Consider the following 17669-nt stretch of genomic DNA (forward strand, 5'->3'; position numbering starts at 1 on the left):
ACCAAAAAATGAAAAACAGATTAATACTCTCTATGTTTGCCCTCCTGTTTATATGGGGGTGTAGTGATGAGTTTCTGGACAGAAATCCACTCGATTCGCCAAGTTCATCCACCTTTTATTCTTCAGAAGCAGATCTCATACTGGCCGTCAATTCTGCCTACCGGGAGCTCAACCGTGATTTGGGCACAGGTGGGGGTACCAATATTTTTATGCAGTATGAAATTGCTTCTGATAATGTCTGGAGCCGTTGTGAAGGCTCTTTGCGTCCATTTGCAAATGGTACAGCTGACCCTTCCAACAGCGAAGCGTTAAACAACTGGCGGGTATATTACCGGGGAATCGCCAAATGTAATACGCTCCTGGAAAATATGCCCAACGCTGAGGCCAAAACCAACCCTGATGTTTTTAAGCGGGTGGAGGGCGAAGCGCGTTTTCTTCGCGCTTATTTCTACGGACTCCTGATTGAGCTGTATGGCGATGTGCCTTTACTCACACAAACGCTTTCCCGGGAAGAATCATTTGTCACCAGAAACCCCAAAGCAGAAGTTCTCAGTTTTGTATTGGAAGAACTGGATGCCGCCGCTGTAATGCTTCCCGAAGCATACAGTGGAAATGACAGAGGAAGAGCCACCAAAGGTGCTGCACTTGCTTACAAAGCCCGTATCGCACTGTACAACGGTCAGTTTGCAGAAGCTGCTGCCGCTGCAAAAGAGGTCATGGATATGGGGGTTTATGAGCTGTACCCCAACTTTCGAGACCTGTTTACCTACGCAGGGGAGGGCAGTAAAGAGACGATTCTCGCTGTGGGGTACGCTAAATCTGTTGCCGCTACACATGGATCTGTTCAGCACAATAGTACGCGCCTCGGCAGTGGGTGGTCATGTGTTGTTCCCGCCCGCGAACTGGTAGATGCTTTCTACTGCGAAGATGGACTCCCTATCGACGAATCTCCGCTATTTGATCCTGCCAATCCTTATGAAAATCGCGACCCAAGGATGAAACAAAGTATCGTCTCAAATGGTGATGTTCACTTTGGCTGGCCTTATTATGTGCATCCTGATTCCGCCCAAATTACCAATCCGACAACAGGCGTAAAAAGGCAAAACCTTGAGAACTCGCTTTATACAGGCGCTGGTTCACCTGCCTCCAATACCGGCCACGTGATGATCAAATATGTAGATCAGGCAGACGCAGCCAACCCACAACAGGTCGAACTGGATTTTATGCTCATTCGTTATGCGGAAGTTTTGCTTACTTATGCCGAAGCCAAAATAGAGTTGGGGCAAACCGACCAGACTGTACTGGATGCCATTAACGCGGTGCGTGGAAGAGCTGGTATGCCGGCAGTATCTTCTACAGATCAGACCGCGCTTCGCAAGCTGGTCCGTTATGAAAGGCGCATTGAACTGTTTGGCGAAGGTTTCCGCATGTTTGATATCAAACGATGGGACATTGGCAACAAAGCTTTTAACCGTACCATGCTGGCCCGACCCAAACTGGCCTGGTGGAATGAGCGCGAATATCCACAGATCGATGACGAAGGGTTTCCTGATTATTCGGCGATAAATATCAGTGCCAAATATGATATTATGGAAATCCGCACGCATAGGCCTGACCGCAATTATCTGTGGCCTATTCCCCAAAGTGAGATTGACGTGAATCCCAATCTCTCTCAGAATACTGGATATTAATGTTCGATCTGATTATCTCGCAATGACGAATTTCTAATAGTAGTATATAAGAAGTGTGATAATGTTTTGGCAACAGTCAGAGCTTATCACACTCTTTTTTTAATCCCTTTTGTATGCCTGTGCGCCTGGCTTTTGCTCTATGTTGTTTTTGTTGCCTGATCGCATGTTCCGGTCCGGGCGATCAGAATATGGCACCGGAGAAACCTTTATTTACCCTGGTTTCTTCGGCTGTTTCTGGGCTTACTTTTCGAAATGACCTGAAAGATGGGCTGTATGAAAATGCCTTGTTTTTTGACTACTTCTACAACGGGGGCGGAGTTGCAGCCGGAGATGTGAATGGCGACAATTTACCCGATATATACCTCGTCGCCAATCAGCAGGCAAATCACTTGTACCTCAACAGAGGAAAACTCTCTTTTGAAGATGTTACAAATACTGCAGGTGTGGCCGGAACTCCCGGGTTTTCTACCGGTGTTACGATGGTCGATATCAACCACGACGGGCTGCTGGATATCTATGTATGTAAGGCGGGAATGAAGAACCTTCCTCCGGAACAAAGACAAAATGAACTCTTTATCAACCTTGGAACAGACGCATCCGGTGTACCTCGATTTGAGAATCAGGCTGAAAAATACGGACTGAACCTCTCTCTGTTTTCCACGCAGGCAGCCTTTTTTGATTATGATCGTGACGGCGACCTTGATTGTTTTCTGGTGAATTATGGCCCAGAATCCTATAGCGACGAGCTGGTCGGCGAACTGAAAGAACAGAAAGTCTCCGAATGGGCCGAAAGGCTGTACCGAAACGACGATGGAAAATTTCATGATGTATCAGAAGAAGCCGGGCTGATCAATACTTTTCTTGGTTTTGGGCTGGGCGTAGCCGTAAGTGATCTCAACCGCGATGGCTGGCCGGATGTGTATGTAGCCAATGATTTTTCCGGCAGAGACCATCTGTATTTCAATCAGCAGAATGGAAGCTTTCGGGAAGCCGGCCTCCAGACCACCAATCACACCTCCAATTTTGCTATGGGATGTGATATCGCAGATTACAACAACGATGCCTGGGCAGATATTGTGGTGCTTGATATGACCGCGGAGGACAATTATAACATCAAAGCGAGTATGAGCGGAATGAATCCCGATCGTTTTCAAAGACATGTGGATGCAGGCCTGCATCATCAGTATATGTACAATACCCTTCAAATTAACCGGGGGATTGATATACAGGCTGGTTTGCCTATGTTCTCTGAAGTTGCACAGTTTGCCGGAATAGCCAGCACAGACTGGAGCTGGGCACCGCTTTTTTTCGATATGGACAATGATGGCTGGCAGGACCTTTTTGTCAGCAACGGGATTGAGAAAAACTACCGCAACAATGATTATGTCAATGAGGTGAAAAAAGTTCAGGAGAAATTATTTGCCACAGGAAAAAAGCTGAGCAATGAAATGGAACTGATGGCTTATGTAGGCGATCTGTTGTCCAAAATGCCCGATCATAAGAAGGAGAATTATTTTTTTCACAATCGTGGTGATCTCCAGTTTGAAAAAATGAATGCTAAATGGATTCCTGATCAACCCGCTTCCGCCTCTCAGGGCGCGGTCTATGCCGATTTGGATAGGGATGGAGACCTCGACCTGGTAGTTAATAATACCAACGCTGAAGCTTTTCTTTATGAAAACCATGCTTCCCAACAATCCCAAAACCACTATCTTCAAATAAAGCTGAAAGGCGGGGCCCACAATACTCAGGGAATCGGAACAAAAGTAACGATCATATGTAGCGAATCCCGACAAATAAGAGAACTCTATCCTGCCCGTGGCTTTCAATCTTCGGTAGAGTCGGTTTTGCATTTCGGGCTGGGGCAAAACGCGCAAGTCGATTCGATGAAAATCATATGGCCTGATGGCAGAATACAGGTACTGGCCAATGTTCGCGCAGACCAGCAACTAACCCTGAGTTATGAGGACGCAATGCCCGATCGGTCTGCCCAGGCGAAAGAGAAACCACTGTTTCGGGATATTGCGGCTGAATCAGGCCTCGATTTTCTTCACCATGAAAATACCTTTGACGACTATGTCCGAGAACCGCTTCTTCCCCATCGGTACAGCCAGAGTGGTCCGGCGCTTGCCGTCGCAGACTGGAACGGCGACGGACTTGACGATGTGTTTGTCGGAGGAGCCAAAGGGTACCCGGGTACAATTTTTTTTCAATTGGAAAACGAACATTTTATTCAGGGGACAAAACAACCCTGGTATCAGGACCGGGAATATGAAGATGTTGTAGCTGTTGCATTTGATGCCGACAATGACGGAGATATAGATTTGTACGTCGGTAGCGGTGGCAATGAAGAAATGCCTGGGCACAGCCTGTATCAGGACAGACTTTATTTTAATGATGGAAAAGGAAACTTTACCCAAAGACCCGGTTCATTGCCGGTTTTGCGCACGAGTACCGGTGCGATTCACCCGTGGGATTTTGACAACGATGGCGATGAAGACTTATTGGTTGGCGGAAAGGTGATTCCCGGTCGTTATCCACATGCGCCGCAAAGTTTTTTTCTCGAAAATCAGGAAGGGATTTTTACAGATGCCACCGAAACCATTGCTCCCCAACTTAGCCATATAGGCATGGTCAGTGCTGCGGTTGACCTCGACTATGATGGTGATGGCGATAAAGATCTCCTGGTTGCGGGAGAATGGATGGCCTTATCCCTGTTGGAAAATAAAGGCGGAAAACTGGCACTTGTTGACCTGCCGGTTACTTCCTCCGATCTTCCTGCTCTCACAAGCCTTTCCCAGACTACCGGCTGGTGGTATAGTCTGAGCACCGCCGATATGGATGGCGATGGAGATCAGGATATTGTTGCCGGTAATCTGGGCCTCAATTATAAATACAAAGCCACGCCTGAAGCGCCCTTTGAGGTTTACAGCGCCGACCTTGACCAAAATGGTCAATCAGATATTGTGCTTGGCTATCATCAGCAAGCACAGCTTTTTCCGCTTCGCGGCCGTCAGTGTTCCTCTCAGCAGATTCCGGAGGTAAAATCGCGGTTTCCAACTTATGATGCTTTTGCCCGGGCAACACTTGCCGAAGTGTATGGGCCCATGGGGCTCGATTCGGCACTCCACCTGAAAGCGGCGACCTTCGCCTCGTGTTACCTCGAAAATAAAGGTGGAGCCGGCTTTGCCCTTCATCTGCTTCCCGCCGTTGCGCAGCTTGCACCTGTCAATGTTTCCCTCATACAAGATATAGATGGCGATGGTGTTACCGATATTCTGCTCGCGGGCAATCTCTATCAGGCAGAAGTTGAAACGCCGCGCGGAGACGCAGGATATGGGGTCTTTTTAAAAGGAGATGGTCAGGGAAACTGGTCATTCATTCCCAATGCCCAAACCGGCTTATTTCTCGGTGGAGATATCAAACAAGGGGCATGTGTTTCTTTGGGCGCAGGGAAACACGCATGGGTTTTTGCCAAAAATCAAAGTGCGGTACAGTTGATTGTAAAATAAAAAATTCGACTATTTACTCCCAAAATTAGCTGTTATGGAGAAAATTCATCTGAAATACATATGGTTTTTGTTTGTACTCATCGTGGCAGGCAGACAGAATGTACAATCGCAAACGGGCACAGATGGTATCGTTACAATCCATCCTGACAAATATAAGCAAACCATGTGGGGGATCGGCTTTGAGATCCAAAGCGATGCCATTGGATCTGGAAATACAGGGCTTCCGGAAAACAAACATTCTGTGCCGCATGACCTGACCCCCGCAGAAAGGAAACGACTCTCCAAAGAGATGTTGAAAGGATTTCGCTATTGCCGCCTGGCAGGAGGATTGTACTGGCGCGGCACCGATCCAGAGGGAAAATATCTCAAACCCCGATGGCCGGAGCAACTGGAAGAAATTCGCCAAATGATAGAATGGGCGGGTGTTGAAGGGGTTTCGCTCGAATACTGGTCTCCTCCGCCTTACTGGAAAGCAAATAACAACTATATCGGAAAAGGCCGTGATGATCTCTACAATACGCTCCGTTGTTTTGGCCCTGATTTTACCAATGACCCGGTGTACCACGGGGATACTACCCGTTTTTTAGAAGACTACGCGGAAGCCTGTGCCAGAGACATCAGGACTTTACAGCAGGCGGGTATCAAAACCGTTCAATGGGGAATGAGCAATGAGCCGTTTGTCAGCAATGCCAGCTATTCCACCTGTAAATTTTTTAGCGAAGAGGACTATGTCTCTGCTTACACTTTTGCCGCGGAAGCTGTTCGCAAAACTGACCCTTCAATTCTTCTGATCAGCGATACTGAAGCCGGATTTCCTCACAAAATCGCAAAGGGAATCCATCGGCCGGAAGTAGCGGCATTGGTAGATGCTTATGTCGTTCACACAATCGGCTGGGACTCCGAAAGTGTGAATAAAGTTCATAAAGACATCACAGAAAAACTCCCCAAACGGCCCTGGTTTCAAAATGAATACGAATATCTGAAAGGTGGTGCTACGCCTGAACGTTGTCTCAATACAGCGCAGCATATTATGAACTCTTTCCAACTGGGTGAAAATCCTGCCTGGTACTGGATTCATGCCTTGAAACCATTTAAAAATGCAGAAGCCAGCGGATATTCTCTCGGTTTCTGGAAATCCCTCGAAGATACGGCATCTTTTCATCCTTCTGTGTTTTACGAGCGATGGGTCAGCGGACCGGAAATCACCCTGATGCCTGAAGCTTTCTCTGCAATGGAGTTCATAACGGCACTTCGGCCTTCGCATTCTGAGCCGGGAAGGAGTTTTAGCTTTGAACTGAATCAGTCAGCCACGGTATACCTGGTTGTGGAGGAAAAAGGAAACTATGTGCCGGAAGGATGGGAAAAAACAGAGTTAGTCATCAAGAGGGAAATGGGAACAGATGTCGTGTATAAAAAAGAGTTTCCTGCCGGTACGCACAATTTCCCCTCGCATACGGGACAGTCGGAGGGCGAATACGGTGCCCCGCATGCCTGTTTTATCGCTGGAAGTAACCCTGCATCATTGAAAATCCAGGTAGGCGTCAACAGTCCGATTAAAATTCTGTCAGAATCAGTGAAGCTGGAAAAACTGGCGGAAGAAGTAGCGCCCGGACATTGGTTTTTTAATGACTACAACTGGAATGCTGTAGGGAGTTTTGTGCGCCATATGCCCTGGGATTGTAAGGTGCTGGAGATTACGGAAGAATCGTATAACAAAGATGCCCGTGTATTTGCATTTGAAAAACCCAATGGAAAACGCACGATTGTCGTCTCAAACCGCAGCGGAAAAGATTATACATTCCAGCTGAAAACAGGTGTCAACAGTACCTGGCAGTCATACCGCTATACGCCATGGGAAAGAGGCGAAAATACGATGGGCGTGAAGGGCCACAAACAAAAAGGAATCGAAATCACAACTACTTTACCCCATTTGTCCTGGGAGTTTTGGGAAGAAAAATAGTTTTTCGGAATTTTTGGCAAGTTATTGACCCTTTACCTGATAATACTAACTAACTGAACGATAAGATCATGAATAAACAAATCCTCCTCCTCTCAATTCTATTTCTGACCATTTTCAAATTCACCTTTGCCCAACACGATGCACTCCTTGAAGCAGAGCAATTTCCCGACAAGGGCGGATGGGTGGTTGACCCCCAGTTTGTCGAGCAAATCGGCTCCAGTTACCTTATGGCTCACGGGATGGGCGTGCCAGTGGCAAATGCAGCGACAGATATCAAACTGGCTGCAAAAGGTACCTGGCATGTATGGGCAAGAACAAAAAACTGGGTTCCCGGCCCATGGACTGCGCCCGGTCAGTTTCGCATAAAAATCAACGGAGAACCACTAAAAAATACCCTCGGCCTGACACCCGGATGGAACTGGGAGTATGCCGGAGAAATAAAAATTCTTTCCCGGAAAGTACATCTGGAGTTGGTTGACCTTACCGGTTTTAACGGGCGGTGTGATGCGATTTACCTGAGCCAGGTCAACCAACCCCCGCCTTCGGCTACGGAGGCGCTTTCCGCCTGGCGGAAAGAAAAACTGATGGAACCGCTGGCTCCTGAACACACCAAAACCTATGACCTCGTTGTCATTGGCGGTGGGATTGCGGGCTGTGCTGCGGCCATTGCAGCCGCTGAACAGGGACTTCAGGTGGCCCTGATTCACGACCGACCTCTGCTCGGCGGAAATGCAAGTAGTGAAATTCGCGTACATACCCTGGGCATTTATGGCAAATTTGAAAGAATTCTGCGATTGATCGATACCGAACATTACCCCAACGGTTCGCCCGAAGCGCTCGTGGATCAGGAAAAACGAGACCGCAACGTGCAGCAATACGACAATATCGATATTCACTACAATTGGCGTGCGTATGATGCCTTGGCCAAAGATCATACGATCCTCCATGTAGATGCCCGGCAGGTTTTTACCGGCGAACGCATTCGCTTTAAAGCGCCGCTTTTTATCGACTCCTCTGGTGATGGATGGATCGGGTACTGGGCCGGGGCCGAATATTCCTATGGCCGGGAAAGTGTACATACCTATGGAGAAGCCTGGGATGAGTGGGGCGAATTGTGGAGCCCCGAAGAACCTGACAATTTTGTGATGGGGTCTTCCATTTTGTGGCAAACAGACATGGCCATGGTACCGCAGCAGTTTCCTGAAGTGCCCTGGGCTTTGGAGGTTGCCGCTGAGCATGAAGCGACTGCAGGAGAGTGGTATTGGGAGTTTTCGAGAAATGACCTTCACCAGATCGAAGATGGCGAAGAAATCAGAGATCATATGTTGCGGGCGATTTTTGGCTCATTTTATAATGCCAAACGAAAAGATGAAAATGAAAATTACCGCCTGCAATGGGTGTCGTATCTGCTGGGAAAACGCGAGTCGAGGCGATTGGTGGGCGATCATATCTTCACCTTCAAAGATGTGATCAACCATACCCCTTTTCCCGATTCCGTAGTAGTCGAAGAAAGAGCCATTGATGTGCATTATCAGCAAAATCTTCAGGACGAGACCAAACCCGATTTTCTGTCGGAAGCTTTATTTTACAGAACGGAGAAGTATTATATCCCCTACCGCAGCTTGTATTCCCGTAACATCAGCAACCTGTTTATGGCTGGGCGCTGTTTTAGTTGTTCGCACGTCGGACTGGGAGGACCCCGCGTCATGCGCACAACCGGGCAAATGGGGGCAGCAGTGGGATTTGCCGCTTCTCTATGTAAGAAATATAATGTGGGCCCGCGGGCGATTTACGAAAATTATCTGGAGGAATACATGCAATTAATCCAGACACAACAGGCACAGAGACCCTAATCATTTCGACATGCCCAATTATCTGATGATTATTTTGCTATTGGGAATGGGGATATTAGGAATCCGATACAGCGGCGAAAATCCCCCTATGTTTTTTGATATGCGCGAAGAGTACCGGCAGGCTGTCCATAGTCAGGAGATTTTTACCTGGCCTGGCGCAGACAGCCTGCTGGAACATCGGCTCGAACTGCTTTCCAATGAAAAAGGTGAGCCATTATTGTTTTATTCAAATATCTATACACCTGTTTGCGTCGATGGCGCCTGCAAGCCGATGTATATAGAGATCTACTGGAATTTAATTGGTTCTTATGTTGGCTATGGCACAATTGAGCAGGAGCCGCTGACCAAGTTTGATCACGAATTATTTGCAGAAGCTGACTATGTGCGATTGCATCATTTGCTGCAGGACAAAAACTCCATTCTCAAGCGAAAACAATTGTCAGACCTGTTTGATCCCAATGCCAGCCCTGGCGAAAAGATTACGATTCAGGGAGTAAAAGTGGATGCAGTTTCGGGCGCTACCAAAAGAGAGATCAAAGAATCGGTGGTGGAAGGTGCGCTCTATTCTTGTTTTACCATCTGGCATCTGGTGCATGGAGTTGTGCGTGAGGAAATGTCCCGGTATATTGATTCGGTTTACAATCCGGATATAGCCCGGTATTTTCTCCATTCAGACTATGAAGAATATCAATTTTACGCCATCAAACATATGGACAGTCTGGCGCTGGAACAATCGTTACCAAGAGTCCTGGAAATATATCAGCTAAGCAAGCCGCTTACCCGTACGTTTATTCTTAAAAAGCTATCCAGGGAAATGTGGAAACGCCCCTGGGTTGGCGAGCAACTTTATCAGTCTTTTTCCAATGTGGACATCAGTTCGCAGACGATGCTAGTCAATCGGCTGCCCGATGCTGATCCCGGAGTTGTGCCTGTACTGGCGACACAGGGGCGTGTTATGACCCAAAATCAGCTAAAAGCATATCTTCAATATTTGGGAGAAAACCCCGAAAGCATAACCCCGACCCTCAAGACTGCATTGGTAAGCGTTGCAGCGGATCCAAATTATGCCTACGGGTATCTGATAAAGGCCTTTTTACAAGACCATTAGCCTGGTCGTCCGTATTCAGGAAAACTTATACTCCACCCCTGTTAATTTCTCCGAAACGGCCCATAGCTTTGCTGCGTCTGCCTGGTTGTGGGAAGCTTCGTTGGAGGGGACAATCACCGGCAATCCGCGCATTTCATTAAATCCGCCCGGCCCATAATATTCTCCTCCCTTTACATTCGGGTCAACAGAAGCGCGGATTTGGGGTAAAGCACCCTGTTCCTGACTTTGCATAACCAATTGAAAAACCGAAAGTAGCAATTTATACCCCCAGTTTTTTTCCAGATGGTTGACCAGATTGGTTTTGGAAACGCCTGGGTGGGCCGCAACTGCGATATTGTCAGACTTGCTGGCTTCAAACTTTCGCTGTAATTCGTAGGTAAACAGCAGATTGGCCAATTTGGAACGGCTGTACGCACTAAGCGGTGAGTAGTCTTGGCCTTTTTCAAACAGCAGATTATCAAAATCCATTTTCCCGGACTTGTGCAGGCCACTGCTGACATTGACAACTCTGGCATTTGGCGTGCCCGTAATCCGGTCAAAAAGTAACCCCGTAAGGAGAAAATGGCCAAAATGATTGGTGCCCATTTGCGATTCAAGCCCATCTTTTGTGAGCGAGTAAGGCGTATTCATAATACCTGCATTGTTGAGCAACACATCCAGGCGGTCAAACTTCGCTTTAAAGTCGGAGGCAAATTTACGGATAGAGGCAAAGTCCATCAGATCAAGTGCCATCACCACAATGTCGCCATTTGGCGTACTTTTTCTGATTTCCGTTTTTGCTACTTGCGCTTTCTCTGCAGAACGGCTGGCCATGACAACCTGAGCGCCTTTTTCCGCAAAAGCTTTTACCGATTCGTACCCGATTCCGCTATTCCCTCCTGTTACAATTATCACTTTCCCGGTCAGGTTGGGAATATTATCTGTTGTCCATTTTTCTTTACTCATTTGTGTTTTTTTACAAAAGCATTTTTAAAAGAAAGATTTCACTTGTCTAATTACGCAAAATCCAGATACTTCTTTTTATTCCTTGTCTATTTCAGTCCTAAAATATTTTGTCTGTGAGTCTGAATATGCTGCTCAAGATTGCGGATGATTGTTGAAAATTCTTCTTCTTTAGCCAGGTTTTTCATTTCAGCTTTGTCGGCAACCTGGTCGTATAGTTCTTCATATTCAACCTGAGTGAGTGTGGAGTCGGAATAGGTTCTGATATACCGGTATGTTCCGTCAAAAACGGATAAATTGGGCAGTGCACCGCCGTAATTTCCCAAACCTTCATAGACAAATGATTCGCGCCAGGGCGCTTTAGGATTTTCAAGTAAAGGTTTCAGGCTTTTGCCATGTATGTTTGCTGGTACCGGTACGCCTGCCCATTCGAGCAGGGTGGGGGCGAGGTCAATATTCAGGACGATTTGTGTATCGTCACCGCTTTTTAGCCCCGGGCCGAGTACAAACATCGGCACACGCGCCGAAGGTGCGTAGGGCAGTACCTTACTTGTAAACCCATGCTCGCCGAGCATCCAGCCATTGTCACTCATAAAGATGATGTATGTGTTTTCGCGGAGCCTCAGGTCTTCGATTTTTTGAAAGAGCCTGCCAAGATAGTCATCCATTTCCGTGATCACCGCATAGTATTCCAGTGTATGCTGCTTAATTGCGAGGGAATCGGGATAACCGTATTCTGCAGATTGTATGCGATTGCGCACGGTTTTTAGATATTCGGGTTTGTCGCTTAGATCATCCAGACGACTGGTGGCGACCGGCATATCGGCGACTGAATAGCGGGCTTTGGTCTCTGTTTTTGCATCCCAGACCAACTTTCCGTTCATGTGTGGAAGTTGGGTACAATGGAAAAGAAAAAAAGGCTGATCGCTATTAGCTGCTTTTTCTAAAAATTCTATTGACTTTTCTACGCAATAGCCATCACAATGCTTTTCTGGCGTTATGACCGAATCACCATCGAAGATTTTTCTGCCGTAATAGGTCCCATTGGAAAGGAAATATGCCGATTCGTCAAACCCCAGTTCCTGTGGTTTTTGTTTTAGATGCCATTTGCCCATCATGGCCGTGTAATACCCCGACTCCTGAAGGTATTGGGCTACGGTCTTTTCCCCTGTATTCAGGCCACTGCCAAGGTGAAGGACGCCATTTGCACTGCCATAACGGCCTGTGAGCGCTGCCGCCCGGCTTGGGCTGCAAAGCGAAAAAACTACATGTGCATTGGGAAATCGCACCGCCTGTTTTGCGATTTTGTCAAGATAGGGTGTTTGGATTACTTCATTTCCACATGCACCGAGAGCATCCTGCCGTTGGTCGTCGGTGTAGATAAAGATCAGATTGGGGCGTGAGACAGGCTGTGATTGTTTTTTTGCACACGAAAAAGCAAACATTAAACCCAGCATGCCTATTAGCAAAGTACCTTTACCTGTTTGAAAGTAGTATGTCTTTTTTCTCATGATTGACAAATATTTTGACTGAGCAATTGCCAATTTAAAAATATTATTGCTATTATAGCAATAATATTACCTCAAAATCGCTACTACTATGAAAAAATCCTTCCGTATAATTTTTACCAGTCTGTGTGGTCTGTTGCTGATGTTTGGCTATAACATTTATGCGCAGCAGCCAGAAAATCCTGTTAAGAGCCGTCCCATTGTCAATCAGGCAGGGTACAATCTGAATGAAGCCAAACGTTTTGTTTGTTATGGTGCCAAAGACGGAACCGCTTTTCAGATTGTCGGGGCAAAAGATACGGCTGATAAAAAAGCAAAGGTTTTATTTAGCGGTACAATCCGGAACTTTTCGGGAGATTTTACTGCTTTCAACCCACAGCAATCCGCAGGGGAATATGCCATACGTGTAGCGGGTCATGGCCATTCTCATCCTTTCTGGATCGCAGACCACCTGATGGAAAATATATCCAGCCAGCTTGCCTACCAGTTTTTTATCGATGTAAGAGGTAGTGAAAATCCTATATTTTCCGATGAAATCAAGGTAGCAGGTGGAGGCCCTTCCCGCGATGGTGGGGCATATACGCTGGAGGCAGTTTTTGAGACCTTGCTGTATGCCTCCAACCCGGCTTTATTTGATCACTTTCACGAAGATTTTGGCGATGAACAAGTGCCTGACCTGATTAAACTTATCCTCTGGCACGGAGAATTTGCCTGGCATCATCGCGACTATAACGGCCCTACGGCACACAGGCCCTATATGCTCGGTCATCCCGGAGATCTATTACAAACCTATGACTACCAGAATACCCTCGACCAGTTGGCAGCGGTTTGCGCAGGCTATCATAGCTTTTTAAAGCCCTATATGGACGAAGCCGTTTACCGCCGTTATCGCGCCACATGCCTCGACAATTGGGAAGCCTATGAGCGGGATCGGGTGGTGCGGTACTTTGTAAAAAGCGATAAGTGGATTGATGTCGGCTGGCAGGAATTTAATGAAATGGGTAATGTATATGGGCAGGCCGTTTTCCGGAATCTGTTTATGTATCTGGCTGAAAAAAATGAAAAAGACGGACAGCCGGAAAAATTTCTCGCCTACGCCCGTGCCGCTGCTATGGATATGATCGCGCATTGGGACTTTGACAATCCCCGGCATATGTGGTGGATCAGAAATGGCGAACATATTACGCCGCAGGCGCTGGCATTTTTCCTGATGGTTGCCCCCGAATCTGCACCTTATGGCACCGCCGAAAAACTTGCCCAATGGACCGCTCATATGAAGCAGAAAACCGATAACTTCTGGCACTACCGCAAACACTCCGACACCGAATGGGCACACCCCAAAACCAAAGAATTGGGCAATACCGGATTGGGCGGCTCTATGTTTGCCGTCGCTTATGTCCTGGGCGACCCTGCCCTCCGAAATATCGGCTGGTCACAGGTCAATCAGGTATTTGGACTCAATCCCGCTCAGGCGCACTACAGCAATAAAAGTCAGGACCGGCTCGACATCAACGGATATTGGCCGGGGATCGAAACCGGCTGGCCCGATGCGCACCCCAATGGAGCTGGAAAACTCGGTAAAGTCAGGGGGACACTGGATGGCACACCCCTCGACAATATGTTTCCCTACAATCCTACGCCCAATAAAGAAGGCGTACTTTCCTATTATGCCACCGAAGGATGGGCCGTTACCAACCGCGCATGGATGAGCAGTGTGATATTTTCCACATTAGGTTCGCACAGCCTCCGCATTCTGAACGCCGGTTCGGAGGAAGTTGCGACAGCCAAACCCGGAGAAACCCTTACCATTTCCCTTCATGCAGCCCTCGATCATGACTGGGAAAAACCCGATACCGGATGGGTAATCTTTCAGGTGAACAGTGCCGAACCCCAAAAAATGACCGTGACAGAAACCGGCAATCACACCGGCTTATTCACTGCCCAATGGGTTGTCAACCAGTCTGCCGGCACGAAGATTAAGTTTTCCTATGGTTATCTTGGCTTTGAGAAAATCGCAGAGATTGTCGTGGAGTAAAAAAAATTATTTCCACGTAGTGATATCATAATTTTTTCTTCTCAACTTGCAACCTTATACATCAACAATCGTTGATAAGGTCAACTATTATGATTGTATCACAACTTTCTATCGGCTATCTTCTGGCAAATGCTGTCAAAGCTCTCGTTCGCCGAACTTCAGATCGGTTTGAGCGTGAAGAAGTACCCATTACCATCCATCATCATTATCTGATGAATGTCCTTTCGTCTCGCGAAGAGATGATTCAGTCTGAATTGGCCAGTCTGATGGAGCGCGATAAATCAGCGGTGTTGCGGCATATTGACCAACTGGAGCAAATGCAATTGATTACACGCGAACCCAATACCATTGACAGGCGCAAAAAACATCTGGTGCTTACACCCAAAGGCCAGCAGCTTTTGGAGCATACCCGTCGCCTGATTCACGAAACCCTCGATGAAATGCTGACCGGAGTCCCCAAAGAAGATGTGGAAAAATTTCGCGAAGTGCTGATTCATTTACAGGGGAACGATCTCTGCTAATATTTTTTTACATAATTAATTGATCCCATCAATTATATATCTCATCTACTTTTGATTTAAACAATGATTTATTTCACCACCAAAATGTTATCACCTCTAAAAGTAAAACAAGGATTTGTGCAGGCATGCTTTGGGGTACTGATGATCGGAAGCACCTTGGCCCAGCCATCGCTGGATCTCCATGCCTGTGTAGATTATACCCTTACCCATCATGAAAGCAACCGTGTGTATCAAAACCAGGCGGCCATTTCACAACAGCAGGCAAAGGAAGCCCTGGCTGGTTATTTACCGCAGATTAATGGTGTCGCAGCGCTCGATGACAATCTAAAGCGTCAGACAACGATTATTCCCGCTGGAGTATTTGGCTCAGAAGACATCAGGGTTCAGTTTGGCAATCAGTATTCGACTACGGCGACGGTTCAACTCGATCAGACGATATATGACCAGTCATTGATATACGGCCTTCGCGCCAACGTTCCCAATATGGAAATTGCCCGGCTGAAGAAAGAAAAAAATGACGAAGAGCTGATTATACAGACGGCAAAAGCTTTTTATCAGGTACTGGCGACACGGCAAAAACTGGCACTGCTTGCAGAAAATGAACAGAAGTTTCAGGAGCAACTGGAGGTAGTAAAACTACAATACGAAAAAGGCGTAGCAAAAAAAATTGACTATGACCGGATGAGAGTCAGTCTCAACAATGTGCGCTCCCAAAAACAGGTATTACAGACCAACGAGGAACTCGCGCTCAACCGCCTCCGGCTGGCAATGGGGCTGCCTCAGGAGGCAGAACTGAATCTCGCTGAGATTTCTCTTTTGGATATGGACATTGAAGTGCCTGTTTCCGGAGAATTTGACCCCCAGCATAATATCGATCTTCAGTTGCAGAGCCAGAGTATTGCGTTGCAGGAAATTGATCTGAAGCGGAAATCTGCCTCCCGCCTTCCTACGGTTTCTGCCTATGGGCGTTATGGCGCCCAGGCGCTGGGCAATGAACTCGGGGCATCTTACAACAATTGGTTTGATTTTTCTTCTATTGGCCTTAAGGTGAATGTCCCCATATTCGGAGGCCTGCGCCGCTACAGCCAGATTACACAATCCAGCCTGAACCTGGAAAATGCAAAAATCAACTATAAACTTGCCGCGGAAAACCTGGACATGCAGCTTCAAAATGTATCTACCATCTTAAACAGTGCGCGAATCAATGTGGCAAATAATCGCGAAAATCTCGCACTCGCAAAAGATGTATTTGACAACAGTACCCTTCAATATGAGAAAGGCGTTGCACCTTTTTCAGATTTTGTCAATGCAGATTTTGCTTACAAGGAAGCACAAAACAACTATATCAATTCAGTACTAGATTATTTGACCGCGCGACTCGATTACGAGCGGGCCAGCGGTTCACTGTCTGAATATATCCAACAACTTTAGTTTCTATCCTCCACTTTAGTATTTCCAAAAATGAGAAATCGAATTATTGTCATATCCGTCGTAATTCTTTTGTTATTAGCTATGGCTGTTACCCTGGTTTCCAACAAGAAAGTCATCGACGCAAAAAAACAAGTAGTTGACCGCTCCGGATTCGCAATCGGCGTTTCCACCGTTCATGTAGAACAGAAAGAAATCTCCGGTGTACTGCTTCTCCCTGCAAACCTGGAGCCAAACAAAGATGCCAACATCACCGCTTATACACAGGGCCGTATTGAATCTTTACAGCTAGAACCCGGAACCCGCGTTTCCAAAGGTCAGGTCGTAGGCCATGTTGATACCCGCCTGCGTGAGCTCAGCCTTAAAACTGCCCAGCTTGCGATTGACAAGCTGGAGCAGGATACACAACGGTACAAAGACCTTTATGAAGGCAAGGCCATCTCAGAAGTGAATTATCTGGATGTAAAGTATAATTATGAAAACTCCCGTCTTCAGGCAGAGCAGGCGCAAAAGCAGATTGAAGATGGGAAAATTATCGCGCCAATCAGTGGAATCGTAACTGTCAAAAACCTGGAACCCGGTGAATACGCCAATCCGGGCGCCGTTTTGGCGACTGTCGTGGACATCTCACGGTTGAAAGCGATTGTCATGGTCGATGAGCAGGTCGTTTACCAGCTCAGTGAAGGGCAGAAGGCCGAAATTCAAACCGAGCTTTTCCCCGGGAAAATATTTGCAGGAACCATCACCTTTATCAATCCTAAAGCAGATATTAACCACAATTACCGGGTAGAGGTAACCATTGCCAACAACCAGGGGGTAACGCTGAAGGCTGGTAGTTTTGTCATGGTTGATTTTAAACTCAATCAGGATAGCAAAGCCCTGATGATTCCCAAAGCCGCGTTGGTAGAAGGGGTTAAAAATCCGGGTGTATTTGTCGTTAAAGACGGCACCACACATTATCGCAAGATTGTTCTGGGACGTGAAAGCGGAGAGAAAATAGAAGTGGTCTCAGGTCTTAGCCTGGGAGAAGAAATCGTGGTTTCCGGTCAGATCAATCTTATCGACGGCTCACCCGTGGAAGTAATCGAGTAAGTAATTTTTACCCAAGAAT

Annotated in this window: 11 protein-coding genes; 9 read left to right on the top strand and 2 right to left on the bottom strand. The window is 47.0% G+C overall.

The features are described from left to right. Positions 1-8: 8 nt before the first annotated feature. The 5 genes from R3D00_08640 to R3D00_08660 all read left to right on the top strand — a co-directional run bounded on the left by R3D00_08640 (position 9) and on the right by R3D00_08660 (position 10124). Positions 9-1691 carry a RagB/SusD family nutrient uptake outer membrane protein gene (locus R3D00_08640; GenBank protein ID MEZ4773237.1) on the top strand — a complete coding sequence of 561 codons (1683 nt, stop codon included), beginning with the start codon at positions 9-11 and terminating at the stop codon, positions 1689-1691. A gap of 113 nt (positions 1692-1804) precedes the next feature. Beyond that, a complete protein-coding gene (locus R3D00_08645) occupies positions 1805-5203 on the top strand; it encodes a VCBS repeat-containing protein (protein ID MEZ4773238.1) in 3399 nt (1132 codons plus the stop codon). Between the two features lie 34 nt (positions 5204-5237). Continuing rightward, complete coding sequence (locus tag R3D00_08650; protein MEZ4773239.1) at positions 5238-7163, top strand: hypothetical protein; 1926 nt, start codon at positions 5238-5240, stop codon at positions 7161-7163. A gap of 68 nt (positions 7164-7231) precedes the next feature. Further along, positions 7232-9016: an FAD-dependent oxidoreductase gene (locus R3D00_08655; GenBank protein MEZ4773240.1), complete on the top strand. Its 1785-nt coding sequence runs from the start codon at positions 7232-7234 to the stop codon at positions 9014-9016. Between the two features lie 10 nt (positions 9017-9026). Then, positions 9027-10124: a hypothetical protein gene (locus R3D00_08660; protein ID MEZ4773241.1), complete on the top strand. Its 1098-nt coding sequence runs from the start codon at positions 9027-9029 to the stop codon at positions 10122-10124. A gap of 15 nt (positions 10125-10139) precedes the next feature. On the opposite strand, the gene R3D00_08665 is transcribed toward R3D00_08660, so the two are convergent. Continuing rightward, positions 10140-11069, bottom strand: coding sequence for an oxidoreductase (locus R3D00_08665; protein MEZ4773242.1), 930 nt, complete (start codon positions 11067-11069; stop codon positions 10140-10142). Positions 11070-11155: 86 nt separating this feature from the next. Further along, positions 11156-12577, bottom strand: coding sequence for a sulfatase-like hydrolase/transferase (locus R3D00_08670; protein MEZ4773243.1), 1422 nt, complete (start codon positions 12575-12577; stop codon positions 11156-11158). Between the two features lie 88 nt (positions 12578-12665). Between R3D00_08670 and R3D00_08675 the strand changes: the two genes are divergently transcribed. From R3D00_08675 to R3D00_08690, 4 genes are all read left to right on the top strand, one after another. Further along, positions 12666-14609: a hypothetical protein gene (locus tag R3D00_08675; GenBank protein MEZ4773244.1), complete on the top strand. Its 1944-nt coding sequence runs from the start codon at positions 12666-12668 to the stop codon at positions 14607-14609. A gap of 89 nt (positions 14610-14698) precedes the next feature. Continuing rightward, the gene (locus R3D00_08680) at positions 14699-15130 is read left to right on the top strand and encodes a MarR family transcriptional regulator (GenBank protein ID MEZ4773245.1); all 432 of its coding nucleotides are present in this window, start codon (positions 14699-14701) and stop codon (positions 15128-15130) included. Between the two features lie 84 nt (positions 15131-15214). Beyond that, entirely contained in the window at positions 15215-16561 is a 1347-nt protein-coding gene (locus tag R3D00_08685; GenBank protein ID MEZ4773246.1) for a TolC family protein, read from the top strand. Positions 16562-16591: 30 nt separating this feature from the next. After that, positions 16592-17650, top strand: a complete 1059-nt coding sequence (locus tag R3D00_08690; GenBank protein MEZ4773247.1) for an efflux RND transporter periplasmic adaptor subunit — start codon at positions 16592-16594, stop codon at positions 17648-17650. Positions 17651-17669 lie beyond the last annotated feature (19 nt).

It is taken from the genome of Bacteroidia bacterium, assembly GCA_041391665.1.
Classification (GTDB): Bacteria; Bacteroidota; Bacteroidia; order J057; family J057; genus JAGQVA01.

What these genes read in the sequence shown, in the direction of transcription:
- R3D00_08660 (MEZ4773241.1), top strand. Translation starts at nt 9,027, where the DNA reads ATGCCCAATTATCTGATGATTATTTTGCTATTGGGAATGGGGATATTA.
- R3D00_08685 (MEZ4773246.1), top strand. Translation starts at nt 15,215, where the DNA reads ATGTTATCACCTCTAAAAGTAAAACAAGGATTTGTGCAGGCATGCTTT.
- R3D00_08650 (MEZ4773239.1), top strand. Translation starts at nt 5,238, where the DNA reads ATGGAGAAAATTCATCTGAAATACATATGGTTTTTGTTTGTACTCATC.
- R3D00_08665 (MEZ4773242.1), bottom strand. Translation starts at nt 11,069, where the DNA reads ATGAGTAAAGAAAAATGGACAACAGATAATATTCCCAACCTGACCGGG.
- R3D00_08645 (MEZ4773238.1), top strand. Translation starts at nt 1,805, where the DNA reads ATGCCTGTGCGCCTGGCTTTTGCTCTATGTTGTTTTTGTTGCCTGATC.
- R3D00_08640 (MEZ4773237.1), top strand. Translation starts at nt 9, where the DNA reads ATGAAAAACAGATTAATACTCTCTATGTTTGCCCTCCTGTTTATATGG.
- R3D00_08655 (MEZ4773240.1), top strand. Translation starts at nt 7,232, where the DNA reads ATGAATAAACAAATCCTCCTCCTCTCAATTCTATTTCTGACCATTTTC.
- R3D00_08675 (MEZ4773244.1), top strand. Translation starts at nt 12,666, where the DNA reads ATGAAAAAATCCTTCCGTATAATTTTTACCAGTCTGTGTGGTCTGTTG.
- R3D00_08670 (MEZ4773243.1), bottom strand. Translation starts at nt 12,577, where the DNA reads ATGAGAAAAAAGACATACTACTTTCAAACAGGTAAAGGTACTTTGCTA.
- R3D00_08690 (MEZ4773247.1), top strand. Translation starts at nt 16,592, where the DNA reads ATGAGAAATCGAATTATTGTCATATCCGTCGTAATTCTTTTGTTATTA.
- R3D00_08680 (MEZ4773245.1), top strand. Translation starts at nt 14,699, where the DNA reads ATGATTGTATCACAACTTTCTATCGGCTATCTTCTGGCAAATGCTGTC.